This window comes from Empedobacter sp. R750 (assembly GCF_030324345.1).
GTDB lineage: Bacteria > Bacteroidota > Bacteroidia > Flavobacteriales > Weeksellaceae > Empedobacter > Empedobacter falsenii_C.
The window spans coordinates 16,451-32,276 of record NZ_JACAGF010000003.1 but is presented as its reverse complement, the minus strand read 5'-3'; the positions used below and the strand labels follow the sequence as shown (position 1 = coordinate 32,276).

General features: G+C 30.4%; 16 protein-coding genes and 5 tRNA genes. 11 read left to right on the top strand and 10 right to left on the bottom strand.

The features are described from left to right. Positions 1 to 17: 17 nt before the first annotated feature. Genes HXZ74_RS04210 through rlmH form a run of 4 tightly spaced genes read right to left on the bottom strand, consistent with a single transcriptional unit; the run spans position 18 to position 2,819 of the window. Entirely contained in the window at positions 18 to 941 is a 924-nt protein-coding gene (locus HXZ74_RS04210; protein ID WP_286474002.1) for a ribonuclease Z, read from the bottom strand. Continuing rightward, positions 938 to 1,519, bottom strand: a complete 582-nt coding sequence (gene rdgB, locus HXZ74_RS04205) for an RdgB/HAM1 family non-canonical purine NTP pyrophosphatase (RefSeq protein WP_125348823.1) — start codon at positions 1,517 to 1,519, stop codon at positions 938 to 940. The genes HXZ74_RS04210 and rdgB overlap by 4 nt, the downstream gene beginning before the upstream one ends. Next, a complete protein-coding gene (locus HXZ74_RS04200; protein ID WP_286473999.1) occupies positions 1,520 to 2,353 on the bottom strand; it encodes a CPBP family intramembrane glutamic endopeptidase in 834 nt (277 codons plus the stop codon). Further along, the gene (rlmH, locus tag HXZ74_RS04195) at positions 2,346 to 2,819 is read right to left on the bottom strand and encodes a 23S rRNA (pseudouridine(1915)-N(3))-methyltransferase RlmH (RefSeq protein WP_286473996.1); all 474 of its coding nucleotides are present in this window, start codon (positions 2,817 to 2,819) and stop codon (positions 2,346 to 2,348) included. The genes HXZ74_RS04200 and rlmH overlap by 8 nt, the downstream gene beginning before the upstream one ends. A 26-nt stretch (positions 2,820 to 2,845) precedes the next feature. Between rlmH and HXZ74_RS04190 the strand changes: the two genes are divergently transcribed. Next, entirely contained in the window at positions 2,846 to 3,817 is a 972-nt protein-coding gene (locus tag HXZ74_RS04190; RefSeq protein ID WP_286473993.1) for a YihY/virulence factor BrkB family protein, read from the top strand. Here HXZ74_RS04190 and HXZ74_RS04185 read toward each other — a convergent pair. Continuing rightward, a complete protein-coding gene (locus tag HXZ74_RS04185) occupies positions 3,814 to 4,689 on the bottom strand; it encodes an ion transporter (RefSeq protein WP_286473991.1) in 876 nt (291 codons plus the stop codon). The two genes, HXZ74_RS04190 and HXZ74_RS04185, sit on opposite strands and share 4 nt — an antisense overlap. A 45-nt stretch (positions 4,690 to 4,734) precedes the next feature. Here HXZ74_RS04185 and HXZ74_RS04180 point away from each other — a divergent pair, with 45 nt between their 5' ends. From HXZ74_RS04180 to HXZ74_RS04165, 4 genes are all read left to right on the top strand, one after another. After that, on the top strand, positions 4,735 to 5,625 hold the full coding sequence (locus HXZ74_RS04180; protein WP_286473988.1) for a TIGR01777 family oxidoreductase: 891 nt from the start codon (positions 4,735 to 4,737) through the stop codon (positions 5,623 to 5,625). 70 nt (positions 5,626 to 5,695) lie between these two features. Then, positions 5,696 to 7,564, top strand: a complete 1,869-nt coding sequence (locus HXZ74_RS04175; protein ID WP_286473985.1) for a DUF3858 domain-containing protein — start codon at positions 5,696 to 5,698, stop codon at positions 7,562 to 7,564. A gap of 67 nt (positions 7,565 to 7,631) precedes the next feature. Continuing rightward, entirely contained in the window at positions 7,632 to 9,149 is a 1,518-nt protein-coding gene (locus HXZ74_RS04170) for a DUF3857 domain-containing protein (protein ID WP_286473980.1), read from the top strand. After that, entirely contained in the window at positions 9,130 to 9,492 is a 363-nt protein-coding gene (locus HXZ74_RS04165; RefSeq protein WP_502875840.1) for a DUF3858 domain-containing protein, read from the top strand. Before HXZ74_RS04170 ends, HXZ74_RS04165 begins: the two co-directional genes overlap by 20 nt. Positions 9,493 to 9,535: 43 nt before the next feature. Here HXZ74_RS04165 and HXZ74_RS04160 read toward each other — a convergent pair whose 3' ends face one another. The 4 genes from HXZ74_RS04160 to HXZ74_RS04145 all read right to left on the bottom strand — a co-directional run bounded on the left by HXZ74_RS04160 (position 9,536) and on the right by HXZ74_RS04145 (position 13,330). Then, positions 9,536 to 10,519 carry a long-chain-fatty-acid--protein ligase gene (locus HXZ74_RS04160; RefSeq protein ID WP_280063247.1) on the bottom strand — a complete coding sequence of 328 codons (984 nt, stop codon included), beginning with the start codon at positions 10,517 to 10,519 and terminating at the stop codon, positions 9,536 to 9,538. A 44-nt stretch (positions 10,520 to 10,563) separates the two neighbouring features. Further along, positions 10,564 to 11,082 carry a DUF6584 family protein gene (locus HXZ74_RS04155; RefSeq protein ID WP_280063248.1) on the bottom strand — a complete coding sequence of 173 codons (519 nt, stop codon included), beginning with the start codon at positions 11,080 to 11,082 and terminating at the stop codon, positions 10,564 to 10,566. A 181-nt stretch (positions 11,083 to 11,263) separates the two neighbouring features. Continuing rightward, positions 11,264 to 11,653, bottom strand: coding sequence for a hypothetical protein (locus HXZ74_RS04150; RefSeq protein ID WP_286473978.1), 390 nt, complete (start codon positions 11,651 to 11,653; stop codon positions 11,264 to 11,266). Positions 11,654 to 11,683: 30 nt separating this feature from the next. Continuing rightward, positions 11,684 to 13,330, bottom strand: a complete 1,647-nt coding sequence (locus tag HXZ74_RS04145; protein WP_286473977.1) for a Na/Pi cotransporter family protein — start codon at positions 13,328 to 13,330, stop codon at positions 11,684 to 11,686. A gap of 277 nt (positions 13,331 to 13,607) precedes the next feature. Here HXZ74_RS04145 and HXZ74_RS04140 point away from each other — a divergent pair. From HXZ74_RS04140 to HXZ74_RS04120, 5 genes are all read left to right on the top strand, one after another. Then, positions 13,608 to 13,681: transfer RNA gene (locus tag HXZ74_RS04140), tRNA-Thr, on the top strand. A gap of 17 nt (positions 13,682 to 13,698) precedes the next feature. Next, positions 13,699 to 13,779 (top strand) — tRNA-Tyr (locus HXZ74_RS04135). Positions 13,780 to 13,786: 7 nt separating this feature from the next. After that, positions 13,787 to 13,863 (top strand) — tRNA-Thr (locus tag HXZ74_RS04130). Between the two features lie 41 nt (positions 13,864 to 13,904). Further along, positions 13,905 to 13,978, top strand: a tRNA-Thr gene (locus HXZ74_RS04125). A 32-nt stretch (positions 13,979 to 14,010) separates the two neighbouring features. Next, positions 14,011 to 14,091: transfer RNA gene (locus tag HXZ74_RS04120), tRNA-Tyr, on the top strand. A 99-nt stretch (positions 14,092 to 14,190) separates the two neighbouring features. Here the strand turns inward: HXZ74_RS04120 and HXZ74_RS04115 are convergent. Further along, the gene (locus tag HXZ74_RS04115) at positions 14,191 to 14,949 is read right to left on the bottom strand and encodes a 5'-methylthioadenosine/adenosylhomocysteine nucleosidase (RefSeq protein WP_286473975.1); all 759 of its coding nucleotides are present in this window, start codon (positions 14,947 to 14,949) and stop codon (positions 14,191 to 14,193) included. Between the two features lie 218 nt (positions 14,950 to 15,167). On the opposite strand from HXZ74_RS04115, the gene HXZ74_RS04110 reads away from it, so the two are divergent. Further along, positions 15,168 to 15,821 carry a hypothetical protein gene (locus HXZ74_RS04110; RefSeq protein ID WP_286473972.1) on the top strand — a complete coding sequence of 218 codons (654 nt, stop codon included), beginning with the start codon at positions 15,168 to 15,170 and terminating at the stop codon, positions 15,819 to 15,821. The last annotated feature ends 5 nt before the right edge of the window (positions 15,822 to 15,826 follow it).

Genomic DNA, 15,826 nt, shown 5'->3' with positions numbered 1-15,826 from the left:
GATTTTTTATATTTTGATTAGAGACTTTCTATTTTTATTGTTTTCAACAACTCAGGTAAAGAGGTATTCGTGAATTCTTCTTGCGCTTCTATTAACAAAGGTTTATAATCGTGATAACGATTAGAGAAATGACCTAAAATTAATTTTTTTACATTGGCTTGTTTCGCAATCATTCCAGCTTCTTTTGCAGTTGTATGCCCTGTGTAAACCGCTAAATCTTTCAATTCGTGTAAAAATGTTGATTCGTGATACAACAAATCGACACCTTTTATAATTGGAACAATATCTGGTTTATATTTTGTGTCCGAACAAAACGCGTAACTTAATGATTTTTGCGCATCAAACGTTAAATAATCATTCGGAATTATTTCTCCAGATTCTAACGTAAAATCTTTTCCATTTTTCAAATTTTGATAATCGCAGATTTCAATTTCAGGAAATTCTTCAATTGTATCCATGTTCAATTTTCGAGGTTTTGGTTTTTCTCGAAAAAGATAACCATTTGTATAAACTCGGTGATTTAGCGGAATAGAATACACTTCAACTTTATCATCTTCAAAAACTAAAACAGATTCTTTTGTATGTAATTCATTGAAAATAATCTCGAATGAATTATTAGATTCTGTTAAACGTAATTGTGTCGTAATAAATTCCTCAATTCCTTTCGGACCATGGATGTACAAAGGCATATCGCGACCAAGTAATTGAAGTGTAGAAATTAATCCAATCAATCCAAAAACATGATCGCCGTGCAAATGCGATATAAAAATGTGATTTATTCGGTTGAATTTTGCCTTCGCTTTTCGCAATTGTACTTGTGTTCCTTCTCCGCAATCAATCAAAAAATAGCGTTCTGCGATGTTTAATAATTGAGCGGTTGGATGCGTGAAAGCCGTTGGTAATGCCGAATTAAATCCTAATATTGTTAGTTGTAAACTCAATTTACGTTTAGATTAGTTAAAAAATCGTTTAATTTTTCGACAGCTTTTCCTCGGTGGCTAATTGCATTTTTTTCTTCAGGAGACATTTGCGCAAAAGATTTTGAAAAACCATCAGGAATAAAAATCGGATCGTAGCCAAAACCATTGTCTCCCATAATTTCAGTTGCAATAGTTCCGTTTACTCGACCCTCGAAAAAATATTCCTTTCCATCCAAAATTAAACAGAAAATAGAAATAAAATACGCTTTTCGATTCGTTTTTCCTTCCAATTCTTTCAACGCTTTTGCAATATTATCTTCGTCTTTTCCTGTACCAGCATATCGAGCAGAATATACACCAGGAGCGCCATCTAACGCTTCTATCACTAATCCAGAATCATCTGCAAAGATATTTTTTCCAGTTTTATCGAAAATAGTTTTCGCTTTCAGTTGTGCATTTTCTTCGAAAGTTGTTCCAGTTTCTTCAATTTCATCAAAGAAATTAATATCAGTCAACGATTTCATCGATAGGTAAGAAGGTAACATTTTTGTAACTTCTTTTACTTTATTGTTGTTATGTGTGGCAAAAATTAATTCCATTTATATTGTTTTTTGTTCTGTTTTTTTGATTAATAAATAGACAGATAAAATTCCGATAAGTGTCATTCCTCCAATTAATAAATAATCTCTTTGTGCAAAAACTTCGCCTTCCATATCGCCTTGCATTAGCATTAACGAGTAAGAAAGTGTGTTGTTTAGGAAATGTAGTAACATAGGCAAAAACAACGATTTAGTACGATAATAAACTATTCCAAAAATGATTCCTAAAAGTCCAGCGCCTATAAATTGCCAAGGATTCATGTGTGCACATCCAAAAATAAATCCATTGATTAAGATTGCAGTGGTTGGATTTACATTGAAATTTAGCATTCCTTTCAAGATTATTCCTCTAAAAATAATTTCTTCGAAAATTGGAGCCAAAATACAAATCATAATAAATCCAGCGATTTTGTAATCTAACATCATTTCAAAAGAAGCTTGAAAGATTTTATAGATTTCTTCTAAAGGTCCAGTTGTCGGAATTAAACTCGTCGCGATCTCGGCTAAAGGTAAAAGAAATAACCAACAAGCTATTGATAAAATGAGTTGAATTGGTGTAAAAGAATGTTTGATATCTTTTAAAATCAATGCAAATTTAGTTTGTGTCAACATCAATAAAATAACAATCGCACAAACCGTTCCTGTTAAAAATCCTAATGGTAAAAGAACGTGATTAAGCGGTTTGTAAAAAAGTGCTGGAGCAGAAACAATTCCGCCTGCAAATTGCATGATGATCACCGCAATTGCGCTATACAAAAGTGCTTTTCCAATGCCAAAACTTAGTTTATTTTCTTGCTTTGGAACAAATTCTTCAAACGGAGAGGTGTTATTCATGATGATAAGGTTTACCCTGCAATATACTAAATCCTCGGTAAATTTGCTCTGTTAAAAATAAGCGAACCATTTGATGCGTAAATGTCATATTGGATAAAGACATTTTTTTATTTCCTCGATTATAAACAGATTCGTCAAAACCATAAGGGCCACCAATCACAAAGACAAGATTTTTGACAGATTGATTCATGTAATTCTGAATATCATCTGCAAATTGCTTCGAAGTAGGCTGTTTCCCTTTTTCATCCAAAATGATCACAAAATCTGTATTGATGATTTTACTCAAAATTTGCTCAGCTTCTTTTTGTTTTTGTTGAATTTCGGACAAATTTTTACGATTTTTGATGTCAGGAATTTCAATTCTTTGATAATTAATGTGCGAAGGCAATCGATTTTCATACTTTTGTAATAGCATTTCGATGGCTTTTTCGTCTGTTTTACCGATACAAATGGTCGTAATATTCATTCAAAATTATTTATTGAGACAAAAATATGCGCATTCTACAAGATTTTAAAACATATACAGGAATAAATTATTTTCGAGATTGGTCGAAAACAAAATTGATGAACAAAAATACGGGCATCACGGTATATGATTTCTTGAAAGTTTTTTGGATTCGCGTCATGAAAGGTAATTTTCCGTTGCGTTCGGCGGCAGTTTCGTGGATTTTATTTTTTAGTATGTTTCCATTTTTGCTTTTTTTGTTCAGTGTTTTACCGCATTTGGCTTATTACCAAGAGATAAAAAACTTACTGTTTACGCAACTTCTTCCCCAACTTTTACCTAAACATGTGAGTAACGAAGTGATTTCGTATATTGATAAAACGACGGCTGTACAAGGAAAACGTAAAGTGAATTATTTCTTGATTTTGATTACAATTTTTATGTCATCCAACGGAATCCAAGGAATTATTAATGGATTTAATGTCTCGTATCAAGATGTTTATGTGAAACGAAAAAATTCTAAATCGAGAATGATTTCGATTATTTTAACCTTGTTTTTTACAGCTTTTATTGTGTTGCAAGTGTTTTTATCGTATTCGACATCAATTATTTGGAAATATTTAACTAATGTTTCATATTTGACTAAACTTGGTCAATTTTCGTATTTAATCAATTATTTTTCGGTATTTATTTTCTACTTTGTTTCGATGTGTATGTTGTATTATTTCGGACCAAATCACAAAAAATCGCGTAGTACAGTAATTCCAGGAGCATTGTTAACTTCTGCTTTATTCTTATTGACAGTTATTGGTTTTAACACGTATTTGAGCTATTTTACCAACATCGATTTGTTGTATGGATCGCTTGGATTAGTGATGATTATGATGATTTTTGTGTACATCAATGTGATTTTGATGTTAGTTGGTTACGAATTGAATATGTCAATTAATTACACTAAAAATTACGAATATGTCAATCATATTGACAACAACCGATTTATTAATTTGGATAAATTTTAAGGTTCATTTAGTAAATGACCACACGTTTTGCAATAAATCGCTCCATCTAAGTGATAATCATCGCCACAGTTGCGACATCTTTGCGTATTTGTAGGAATATCTTCTTTTGTTCTGGAAGCTTTATTCATTTCCATTGTAATAATACTTGTTGGTACAGCAATTACACCATAACCTATAATCATAACAACAGACGCTAGGAATTGACCTAAACCTGTAACAGGTGAAATATCTCCATAACCTACTGTTGTTAAGGTAACAATTGCCCAATAAATACTTATCGGAATGCTTGTGAAACCAGATTCGGGATGATCGTGTTCAACCATATACATGACAGAACCGATTACTACAACAATCAATATTACGAATGATAAGAAAACAATGATTTTATCTTTACTTTCTTTCAGTCCTAGCATCAATACATTTTTTCCTCGTGTAAATCGAGTGAGATTAAAAATTCTGAAAATACGTAACAATCTTAAAATACGAATACTTGCTAAGTACTTACTTGTAGGTAAAACTAAACCAAGATAAAATGGTAAAATAGACAATAAATCAATAACTCCATAAAAACTAAAAATATATCGCCAACGATTTTTAACACAATAGATTCTTAATAAATATTCTATAGTAAACAAAAAGGTTAAAATCCATTCTAAAGATACTAAAACTGTATGGTGTCTCGCATTAATTGCTGGAATAGACTCCAACATAACCAAACCTACACTTAATAAAATTAAAAGTAATAACGAGATGTCAAAAAGTTTTCCATAAGGTGTATCAGCTTCAAAAACTATATCGAATATTTTTTGTTTTAGCTTCTTTTCTTCATCAGCCCCCATTCTTTTTAGATAAGGAAATCTACCTTTAAACATTGGTTTATATTTTTGGAATGAGCTAAATTAGGAAAAAATTTTAGTATGAATATTCTATTGACTGGTGGAAGTGGATTAATTGGTTCAGAATTAACAAAGATTTTAATTGAAAATGGACATCAAGTTCGCATTTTGACAAGAGAAAAAGAGATTGAACATCCTTTTTATCATTGGGATAAAGATACAATTGATGAAAAAGTTTTTGAAAATTTAGATGGAATTATTCATTTGGCTGGAAGCTTAATTGCGAAAAGATGGACAAATTCTTACAAAAAAGAAATTTTTTCGAGTAGAGTTGATACAGCGAATTTACTTTTTGAGTATGTCAAAAAATTGAATATTGATTTGAAATTTTTTATCTCCGCGTCTGGAACAGCTTATTATGGACAAATTACTTCGAATATGATTTTCAAAGAGTCTGATGAACCGAATATTGATTTTTTAGGTAAAGTTTGTGTCGCATGGGAAAATGCTGCTTATCAGTTCGAAAAAATAGGTGCAAGAGTGGTTTGTCTTAGAACTTCTTTGGTTTTGTCAAAAAACGGCGAAGGTTTCAAATTATTGAAGAAGCCTATTCAACTTGGTGTAGGAGCAAATCTAGGTGACGGAAAACAATGGATGCCTTGGATACATAATGCGGATTTGTTACAGATTTATGCGCAAGCTGTCGAGGATGAAAAAATGAATGGAAGTTATAATGCCTCGTCACCAGAAAATATCAATCATTCAAATTTCAATCATATGTTAGCGAAAAAAATGAATAAACCGTTTTTTATGCCAAATATTCCTGCTTTTGTAATGAAATTAGCGTTAGGTGAAATGAGTGATTTGGTTTTGAAAGGCTCTCGAATTGACGCAACTAAAATTCAAGAAACAGGTTTCGAATTTCAATATCCTACCTTAGAAAAAGCGTTGGAGGAGTTGATAGAAAAGTAACGAAAATTTTATTTAGATTATTCTTTATGTATTATTGTGTATCGTACTTTTGCAGGAATTACAAATTGAAATGAAATTAAAAATTACTTTACTCTTTTTATTTATTGCATTATATACAAATGCGCAATCGAAAGATTTAAAATTCGGAAAAATTTCGGAACAAGAAATTAACTTAACTCAAGTTCCTTTTGAGAAAAATGCAGATGCTGTTATTCTTTCGGAAGAAGGAAAAATGGATTTAACTTCGTCTAATTATTATTTGACTGTAAAACGAAGAATCAAAATACTGACTGATAAAGGACTTGATGAAGCAAATATACAACTGAATTATTACAGCAAGAATAGAAATGAATCTATAAGCGGAATTAAGGGAGTTACAATTAATATTGTAAATGGAGTAGAGCAAATGACTCCGATTGATGAGAAAGAGATTTTTGATGTTTCTCTAAATGAATTGTATGCTGCAAAACGTTTCACTTTTCCAAACGTAAAAGTTGGTTCTATTATCGAGTATACTTATATCAAAAGTAGTGAATACAATTTTTCTATTGATGCATGGAATTTTCAACACGATATACCAACGCTTTCGAGCAAGTTTCGATTAAATAATCAAGCTTATGGTACCTATTCGATTATTACAATTGGTGATGGTTTGAATACAAAGTATAAAGGCAAATCAAGTTCAACAGAATGGTTATTACATAATATCCAAAGTTATAATCAATTAAAATACGTTTATAATCCTGAAGATCAAAGTGAACGTATCAAAATTCAGGCTGCTACTTATCATACAGATGGAGCAAAGAAAACTACGATGAGCGCGTGGAGAGATTTGATTCAAGATATAAATGCACAATATGATTTGTATCGAAATCCTTCTGCAATCAGAGATGTTGCGCAAAATATTCCGAATGGAAAAGATGAGGTAGAAACGTTGAAAAATGTGATTGAATATATTGATTCAAATGTAAAATGGAACAGATTTTATGGAATTATTCCAACGCGTTCAAACAAAACTTTATTGAAAGAAAAGTCTGGTTCTACGGCAGATATGAATCTTTTATTGAATGAAATTTTAACAGCCAAAGGTTTCGAAACTTCGATGGTTATGTTTAGTAGTCGTCATCATGGACAAATTTTGTTTTCTTATCCAATTGTCAATCAATTCAATTCTGTTTTGACGGTTGTGAAATTGAATAATGGCGCTTCAAATATTATTTTGGATGCTTCAAAATTAAACAAAGAGCAAATTGAATTTGGACCTTTAGATGTGTTTAATTATCATGGAATTGTCATCAAAAAAGGTGATGCTTCGTTTGTAAAGTTGAATCAAAAATTGTCTTATTACGAATCATCATTAAAGTATGATTTTTTGAGTAATGGAAATTTAGTTCTCAATCGTAAAGACAAATTCAATGGTTATTTTTATGATGATGATGTAGACGAAAAAAATGTTTTGAATAGATATTTGACTGAATCTTTAGATATACGTTTGGACGAAGAAATTAATGATAAAACGATTTTTGATACTGATTCTTACGTTAAAAACTATAAAGCAAAAACTGTAATTCCGAATGCTCCATTTTATACATTTATTAATCCTTTGCGCGAATTTCTAAAACAATATACTTTTGAAGATACTAATCGTCAACGCAAAATAGAATTTAATTATCCTTATTTGTTTAATATTCAGGTTAAATCTAAGATTCCAGAAGGTTACGAAGTGATAATTGATGAAAAATACAAAGCACATCACAAAACTGAACTTGGTTTAGAATATTATCAAGAAGCTAAAGTAAAAGATGGACAATTCACGTTAGCGATTCAATTTTTATTGCCAGAAGGTGTTTATGAAGCGGATAAATACAATGAATTGAAACAGTTTTTTGAGAAAATAAAAACAGAATCTCTGAAAGAAGTTTTAATGAAAAAGAAATAAACCAAAATCCCGCACTGAATTTCTCAGTGCGGGATTTGTTTTTTATATTTATACAATAACACTATGTATGAAATTTAATATTTATTTTATTTTTAGTTTTTTATTGGTTCAATTAAGTTTAGCCCAATCAACTAAATTTGAATTCGGAAATATATCCGAAGAAGAATATAACTACACAAATGTTCCATTTGAGTCAGATGCTTCAGCTGTTATTCTTTCAGAATACGGAGAATTACAAATGAAAAATTATGGATATGTTATAAAACAACATATTCGAAAAAAGATTTTAAAACAAGATGCTATTGAAGGAAATATTCTAGAATTCACTTATAATCCTAATAATAAATATAATCGTCCAAAGATTAATAAAGTTCAGGTTTATAATAAGATTAATAATGAAATAATTATTTCTAAACTTAATAAGGCTGATATTGTAGAGGAAACAGTAGATGAAAACACAAGGAGAATAGTTTATGCAATTCCAAATATTAAGGTGGGCTCTATAATAGAATATGAAACGGAAGATGTACGTACAGCAGATTTATATGCGACACCGTGGAATTTTCAGAATGATTATCCAACTTTAGTATCAAAACTAGATATTAGAATGCATACAGATTTTGATTATCGAATTTATTTGATTGGTCAAAAGCTGAATGAGAAATATGGAAACAGAAAGGCAAACAAATCTTGGGAAATTGAAAATGTTCCAAGTGTTAAGAAATTCAATAAAGTATATAATATTAGAGATTTTAAAGAGTCAATAGGATTTCAATATACAGCGGAGCAAGATTGGCATGGTACTATTTTTTCTTCTCCAACGTGGACTTCATTTCGATCTGTTTTTACAAAGAAAATAGAAACGAATTTAAGAGGAGCCAATTTTAATGAGATTGCTTTAAAAATTCAGAATGGATCTTCTCAATTAGAAACATATAAAAATGTGATAGAATATGTGAGAAAAATTTACAAGACAGATAATTCTAAAATTATTGATAAAATCTCAAATTTTAATTCTGGAATTTTAAGAACCAAAATAGGTTCTAATTTAGAGTTAGTTATTTTAGTTAATAAACTACTCAAATCAAAAGGAATAGAATCTCATTTAGTCATAAATAGTTATAGAGGTAGAGGAAGATTAATCATGAATTTTCCTATTGTATCAAGAATTTCAAATATTCAAAATATGTCAGTTTTAGATAATCAGATTTATCTTTTTGATGAAAATATTTTAAAAATAGTTGACGATAGTTACAAAGAAAAGATTGTTTTTCCTTATTTAGATTTCTATAATCAATTGGTTTTAAAACTCGAATCCAAGCAGGATGAATTTTTTAATATAAATCCACCTTTATCAGAAAGCTATTTGATAAATGAAATTGAGTTTAAACAAGATGATGTTAAAATGAAGTCTTTAAATAAATTCAAAGGTTATTTTAACAAAGACAATCAAAAGAAATATGATTTTCCAATGTTTAATGAATTAGTGTATTCGTCAGATGATACAAATAATCAAGGAGAATATTCTTCTATTAATAAGATATTTGCTGTAAAAGAGAAAAAAAATAGATTATTTAGGATTTGAATTTCCGTTTAATGAAGATTTAAATTTTTTAGCCATTGATAAGGATAGAAAATATCAAGTTGAATTAGATTTTCCATTTCAAAAAGTGATTCAATTTAAATCTAAAATTCCAAATGATTTTACATTAAAACATGATAGTTTTGATAAAGAAATTAATGCTTTAGGAAATAAATTACAATATAAACAACATCTAGAAATTAAAAATAACGAATTTGTTATTTCCTATATTTTATTGGTTAATCAAGCAATTATAACCAATAAAGAACTCAAAGAATATTCAGAATTTTTAAACAAAATAGCAGAAAGAAATAAGGATACAGTCATTTTAATGAAAAAGAAATAATAAAAAATCCCGCACTGAATTTCTCAGTGCGGGATTTTATTTATTATTCAATCACCATCAAATTACAACCTCGCACATCCGAATGATCGAAACGTCCTAAGATTTCAAATTGATTGTGAGTTATTTTTTTACCTAAATCATCAGTTGCAATAAAACTAATCGAATTGTAATTTGCCAAATCAATCACATTTACGCCGCCTGTTTTTCCTTCTTCAACATATTGGAAAGGATCTTCGGTTTCTCTGATCAAAATTCGCATCCAATTTGGCGATTTAAACGTCAAATCTCCTCGAGAATAACCTTGCGAAAGCAATTCCGTCATTCCATATTCCGAATGAATTTCATTTGTGCCGAAACCATTTTTCAAAATTGAATGCAATTCTTCGCGCGTAATTTCTTTCTTGCGACCTTTCATTCCGCCAGTTTCCATCACAATTGTGTGCTGCAAATTCATTTTATAATTTTCGACAAAATCTAATAAAGCAAATGAAACACCAATCAAAATTGCTTTCTTGCCCGTTTTTTCGTGTGCAATAAGATTTTCGTACAATTCATCGTGATTATACAAATAGAAACCACTTTTATCGCTGCCAGATTTCTCAATCCAATACTCCACCATATCAATCAGTGAGGAACCTGTTCGCTCCAAATACGAAGGTAAAAGTGCGAAAATAGTATAATCGGAAAGCGGACCATAAAATTGCTCGAAACATTTTTCTAAACTATAATGATACAATGCCAAATCCGTTACCAAATGTTTACTTGTCGCCATTCCAGTTGTTCCCGAACTTGTAAAAACCTTTTCCACTTCACGATTTCCCGAAATCAATTCAAATTTCTTAAAAAACTGAATCGGTAAAAAAGGAATTTCGTTGGTGTGTTTTACAGTAGAATAATCAACGTTCAAGAAATTTAAGAAGTTTTTGTAGACTTCATTTTCTTGCGCTTGATAACGGAAAACTTCCAATGCAACGTTTTGGAAATCTTCTTCGGATTGAATAGAAAAAATTTGCTTTGAATCAAACATTTTGCAAAATTACAAAATAGAGTAGAAGTGAGCGAATTTAGAAGTTAAAACCATTCAATTAATTTTACAAATCCAAGTATAATCAATAGAACTATAAATATAAGAAATCCAAAAAATAAATATTTTATAAGTTTATCTTTAAAGGTTTCTTTATAATTATTTTCTTCTCTGTAATTTTTCTTAGGTAGAAAATTGGGAATATTTTTAGTCTTTTCGAAACTATCTTTTTCTAATTCATTCAAAATTGATTGCAGATGAGGTGATAATTTAGTTTTATCTCCTCGAAAAACAATGTCTTTCAAAATTTGATTTCCAGAATTATTGACAGAGTTTTTGTAAATTTCGATACATCGTTCAATTTCTGAATTTCTTTCTTCCGATAAAATCCAAAATTTACCAGCTTCATCTAAAAAGCCACTTTCATAGTAAATTTCAGCAAGTTTATTTCTTAAAGTCAAATCATTTGGAAATTCATTGATAAGATTTCTTAATCGTAAAGTTGCTTTGTACTTTCGACCTTGCTCCAAATCATAATTTATTTTTTCAGATAAACTTCTTCGCATGCTATTATTTTGACTTGATAATTTTATAGATAAAACCGTCAATTCGAGTGAAATTCGTTTAGAATTTTGTATCGAGAATAAGGTTTTAGTATTTAAAAATTCATCTTAATTCTCGATACAATTTTTAGAAAGATATTTCTAAAAATCACTCGAACTGACGAATTTAATTCAAGATAAGTCATTATTTAAAATATTCATCAAAATGATGTTTGAATAAAGTTGACATCGTTTCAGATTCTAAACCATATGAGGTAATTTCAAATTCAATTCCGTCGTCAGAAATTTCAAGACCACAAATAGAACTTCCCCAACCTTTTAATTCATCTTTAAAATCATTGTAATAAATTTTAAGATTCGGAATTAAAGCGGTATTAATTAGTTTAATATCTATTATATCACTATAAATTTCAATGTTATTTGCTAAACAATAATTTTTGAATAATAAATAAGGAGATTCAATATCTATAAAATTTATTTTGCCATAAACAACTCCCATCGGAACATCTGCAAATTCAAATTCTGTCGTTCCAATAATTTGTTCTTCAAGCTTTATTTTAAATATAGTAGCCACGCAATATTATATCTTTAAACTTACAAAAATCTATTGATTTTTTAGCTTAACAATTGTTGCATTAGCTTTGTAAAGATGATCACCAAGAATTTCGTAATTCTGAATTAAATCTTTGTAGAAAAGCGCACTTGTAGTCAAAAGCTTCTCTTTTTCGATCGTTTTCATCAAATTAGCTTCGGCTTCTTTGTAAATTGTATTAATGGTTTTTTCGATAAATTCTGCTTGTTTGATAGAAACTTCTTCCTGTGTTTCGTTCAAATTTTGATTTAAAATACGCGTTGTTTGATCCAAATTGTTTTGAAATTCGACCAAATACGTTCTCATTTTTGGCGTAAAATAACTGTTTGTCATTCGACGACGACGATGAATAGAAGAAATTTTAATTGCAATATCACCCACACTTTCCAAATGATGACAAAGTGTAATTAACTGATGAATCGCAATTGTATTTTCGTTTGGTAAATCTAAATCAGCAATTTCATTCAAAAATTCATTGACTTCTCGCTCCAATTGATCACCTTCTTTTTCTAGTTCTAAAATTCGTTCACGAAAAACCAAAATCTTTTCTTCATCACTTTCGGTAATCATTCGACCAAGTGTATAAATCGTTTGTTTCGTTGTAGAAGCAAGTTTCAGAAGTTTTTTGTTGGCTTCATTTTTATATAGGTCAGAATTTGTTCCAAATGGAATCGCATAAAATTCTAATTTATTGTCAGTAGATTTTACAGAGAAATATTTTTTCTGACAATAGAAAGCTATTTTATTGATAAAAGGCGTAAATAAAATTACACCAACCAAATTACTAATCGTATCAAAAGTAATCAGCTGAACAGCTATATTTGATGAAATTGTTGTTCCAATAAATTTTAAAACAAAATTTGCAATCAACATAAAAATTAACGCAATTACAATATTGAAAAATGTATGAAATGCTGCGACAACTTTCGTGTATTTATCGCCAATTGCTGCAACTAAATGCGCTGTGAAAGTTGTTCCGATATTCGCTCCCAAAACGATCATTGCAGCTAATTCGATAGGTAAACCTTTGCTCGCTAATAACATTGCAATCGTAATTGATGCAGATGAAAAGTGGACTAAAACCGTTAGTAATATTCCAAATAGAATAAACAACAAATTAGTCAATAAGCCATAATTCGATAGATGCTGAAAAAACTCTTGTAACTTCTGATGACTTTCGATAGAAGGCAAAAAAGTTTTCAGGAAATAAAGGGAAAGAAAAAGCAATGAAAGCGAAAATAAAATTCCACCTACTTTTCTTTGGTTACGTTTTTTCGATAAATAAAATGGAAAAGCCACTAATATGAGAGGCAATGCAATTTGTATCAAATCGAATTTCATTCCGAAATAGACCAACCACAATGTAAGCGTAGTTCCGATATTTGCGCCTAATATTAAGCCAAATGCTTTTCGCAAGTTAATCAATCCAGCATTTACAAATCCCAATATAAACACACTCGCAGCCGACGAAGATTGTATGGCTGTTGTAAAAAGAGTACCTGTAACAATTGTCGAAAAATTGTTTTTGGTTAATTTGTTTAGAGTACGTTTAAAATTCGATCCAGATAATGCTTGTAAATTTTCGCTTAATAGTTTTATCGCAAAAATGAACAAAGCAATTGCTCCGAAAAGTTGCAAAATTTGTATGATAAGATGCATTAATGATTAATTGACTACAAAAATAGGGACTCTAATGTAAATAGAATATTATCTTTTTTACTTTTATTGAAAAAAAGTTTAATTTTTTTTTGAATTCTAAAATTCTGATTTTCAAAATTGAAGTGGTTTTTTCGAAAAAACTTCTACTTTTTTTTGAAAAAACATTTGCGAGATTCGAAAAACTGCCCTAATATTGCACCACGAAAAAGGAACAACACTTCTTTCGAGAAATGAATCTCCTGTTTTCAATTTGAAATATTCAAATAATAATATTTTTGCCGATGTAGCTCAGCTGGCTAGAGCAGCTGATTTGTAATCAGCAGGTCGTGGGTTCGAGTCCCTCTATCGGCTCAGCAAAAATATAGGTCGGGGAGATACTCAAGCGGCCAACGAGGACGGACTGTAAATCCGTTGGGTAACCTTCGCAGGTTCGAATCCTGCTCTCCCCACTAAAAAGCCGATGTAGCTCAGCTGGCTAGAGCAGCTGATTTGTAATCAGCAGGTCGTGGGTTCGAGTCCCTCTATCGGCTCCAAAAAAGTTTATATTTTACTTTTAAAACAAAAATAAAAAATCGCCGATGTAGCTCAGCTGGCTAGAGCAGCTGATTTGTAATCAGCAGGTCGTGGGTTCGAGTCCCTCTATCGGCTCTTCTTTTTTGAAGAATACTTTATTATTAGGCGGGGAGATACTCAAGCGGCCAACGAGGACGGACTGTAAATCCGTTGGGTAACCTTCGCAGGTTCGAATCCTGCTCTCCCCACATTCCATTTTAAATATTTGGAAAGCAAATCATCAAATCTTTTGATGATTTTTTTTATTAATGTGTGCATCATAAAAAAAGCCCTTTTTAAAGGACTTTTTACTTGATGATGTTCTTAATAATCTCTATTGAATATACATTCGAAATCTTTTCTATAAAACTATTAAAATCTAATGTAGAATGATCGTCGGCATCGTCTGATATTGTTCTGATGATGATAAAAGGAATATCAAATTCGTAACAAACTTGTGCTACCGCAGCGCCTTCCATTTCGACACAAAGTATTTCGGGTAAGTTTTGTTGTAATTTTTCTTTCTGAGAATTTGTCGAGAAAAATAAATCTCCAGAACCTATTAAACCAACATGTAGTTGAGGTTGATGAATATTAAATTTATCCAAATCTTTTTCAGAAATCACATTATGTAAATGTTGCTCTTCTAAAATTTCTAAAATAGCTGTTGTCGCAACTTCTAATTGAGAAGAATCAGCCTCAAAATAAGCTTTTCCTAACATTGGGATTTCATAAGCAGGAAAAAGAGGTTGTGCATTCATATCATGTTGAATCAAACTTTGTCCTAACACAATATCTCCAATTTTTACATCAGCATGAATTCCACCTGCAACACCTGTAAAAATCAATTCAGAAACTTTGAATTCAAGGATTAAAGTTGTAACTGTAGCAGAGGCAGCAACTTTACCAACACGAGAAAAAACCACCACAACTTTTTGATTGTTTAATTCTCCAGTAAAATAACTTCTTCTACCAATTTTATGTTCTTGCTTGTTTGTTAATAAATTGACTACACCGTTTATTTCTTGCGGTATAGCACCCATTATTCCTATTATTCTTTCGCTCATCTTTTCAATTTGAAAGCGAAGTTACCAATTTATTTTCTGTATTTGTAAACCGAACAATAAATCTCATAAATTAAGATAAATGGCAAACAAATGATAATCAAACATGTATTTAGAAGATTTTTTATCATGTTACAAAAGTAGAGTTTTTTCAGAATATGTTAAAAATCAATTGTGAATTAGTCTTGGCTTGTTGTACTTTTGTAGCATAAAAGTTTGAAATGAAAAAATTATCTATAGCGATTATATGCTGTGCATCAGTAATGCTGATGAATTGTACGAATAAAACAGAAGAAAAACCAGTAGAACAACCTGCTAAAACTGCTGTTACAGTGGAAGAACCAACGGAAATTGTAGAAGGTGTGATTAGAAAATCTGGAGTTGAGTGGACGGCTTATAAAACTACAGAAAAAGTAGCTGTTTCAGGACGTTTTGATGTTGTTTTGGTGAAAGATGCAAAAGAAGATGGAAAAACGCCTCAAGAAGTTTTAGAAGGTGCAAATATTATTGCGACAGTTGCGACATTAAATTCTGATCAAATTGATCGTGATCAAAAATTGAAAGATATTTTGTTTGGAAATATGATTAATACAAGCGAAATCAAAGGTCAATTACATTTCAGAGATGGTAAAACTTTCTTGAATTTAACGTTGAATAATGCATCTAAAGAATATGAAGTAAAATCGACGTTTGAGAACAATGTTTTCACAATTGAAACAGATGTTGATTTGATGGATTTTAACACAGGAAAAGCGATGGAAGCTCTTAATCAGGCTTGTTTAGAATTACACAAAGGTGCAGATGGCGTTTCTAAAACATGGAGCGAAGTACACATCAAAGGTCAAGTAGAATTTAGCGATAGTTTCGGTAAATAATTCAA

What these genes read in the sequence shown, in the direction of transcription:
- rdgB (WP_125348823.1), bottom strand. Translation starts at nt 1,519, where the DNA reads ATGGAATTAATTTTTGCCACACATAACAACAATAAAGTAAAAGAAGTT.
- HXZ74_RS04200 (WP_286473999.1), bottom strand. Translation starts at nt 2,353, where the DNA reads ATGAATAACACCTCTCCGTTTGAAGAATTTGTTCCAAAGCAAGAAAAT.
- rlmH (WP_286473996.1), bottom strand. Translation starts at nt 2,819, where the DNA reads ATGAATATTACGACCATTTGTATCGGTAAAACAGACGAAAAAGCCATC.
- HXZ74_RS04190 (WP_286473993.1), top strand. Translation starts at nt 2,846, where the DNA reads ATGCGCATTCTACAAGATTTTAAAACATATACAGGAATAAATTATTTT.
- HXZ74_RS04185 (WP_286473991.1), bottom strand. Translation starts at nt 4,689, where the DNA reads ATGTTTAAAGGTAGATTTCCTTATCTAAAAAGAATGGGGGCTGATGAA.
- HXZ74_RS04180 (WP_286473988.1), top strand. Translation starts at nt 4,735, where the DNA reads ATGAATATTCTATTGACTGGTGGAAGTGGATTAATTGGTTCAGAATTA.
- HXZ74_RS04175 (WP_286473985.1), top strand. Translation starts at nt 5,696, where the DNA reads ATGAAATTAAAAATTACTTTACTCTTTTTATTTATTGCATTATATACA.
- HXZ74_RS04170 (WP_286473980.1), top strand. Translation starts at nt 7,632, where the DNA reads ATGAAATTTAATATTTATTTTATTTTTAGTTTTTTATTGGTTCAATTA.
- HXZ74_RS04160 (WP_280063247.1), bottom strand. Translation starts at nt 10,519, where the DNA reads ATGTTTGATTCAAAGCAAATTTTTTCTATTCAATCCGAAGAAGATTTC.
- HXZ74_RS04155 (WP_280063248.1), bottom strand. Translation starts at nt 11,082, where the DNA reads ATGCGAAGAAGTTTATCTGAAAAAATAAATTATGATTTGGAGCAAGGT.
- HXZ74_RS04145 (WP_286473977.1), bottom strand. Translation starts at nt 13,330, where the DNA reads ATGCATCTTATCATACAAATTTTGCAACTTTTCGGAGCAATTGCTTTG.
- HXZ74_RS04115 (WP_286473975.1), bottom strand. Translation starts at nt 14,949, where the DNA reads ATGAGCGAAAGAATAATAGGAATAATGGGTGCTATACCGCAAGAAATA.
- HXZ74_RS04110 (WP_286473972.1), top strand. Translation starts at nt 15,168, where the DNA reads ATGAAAAAATTATCTATAGCGATTATATGCTGTGCATCAGTAATGCTG.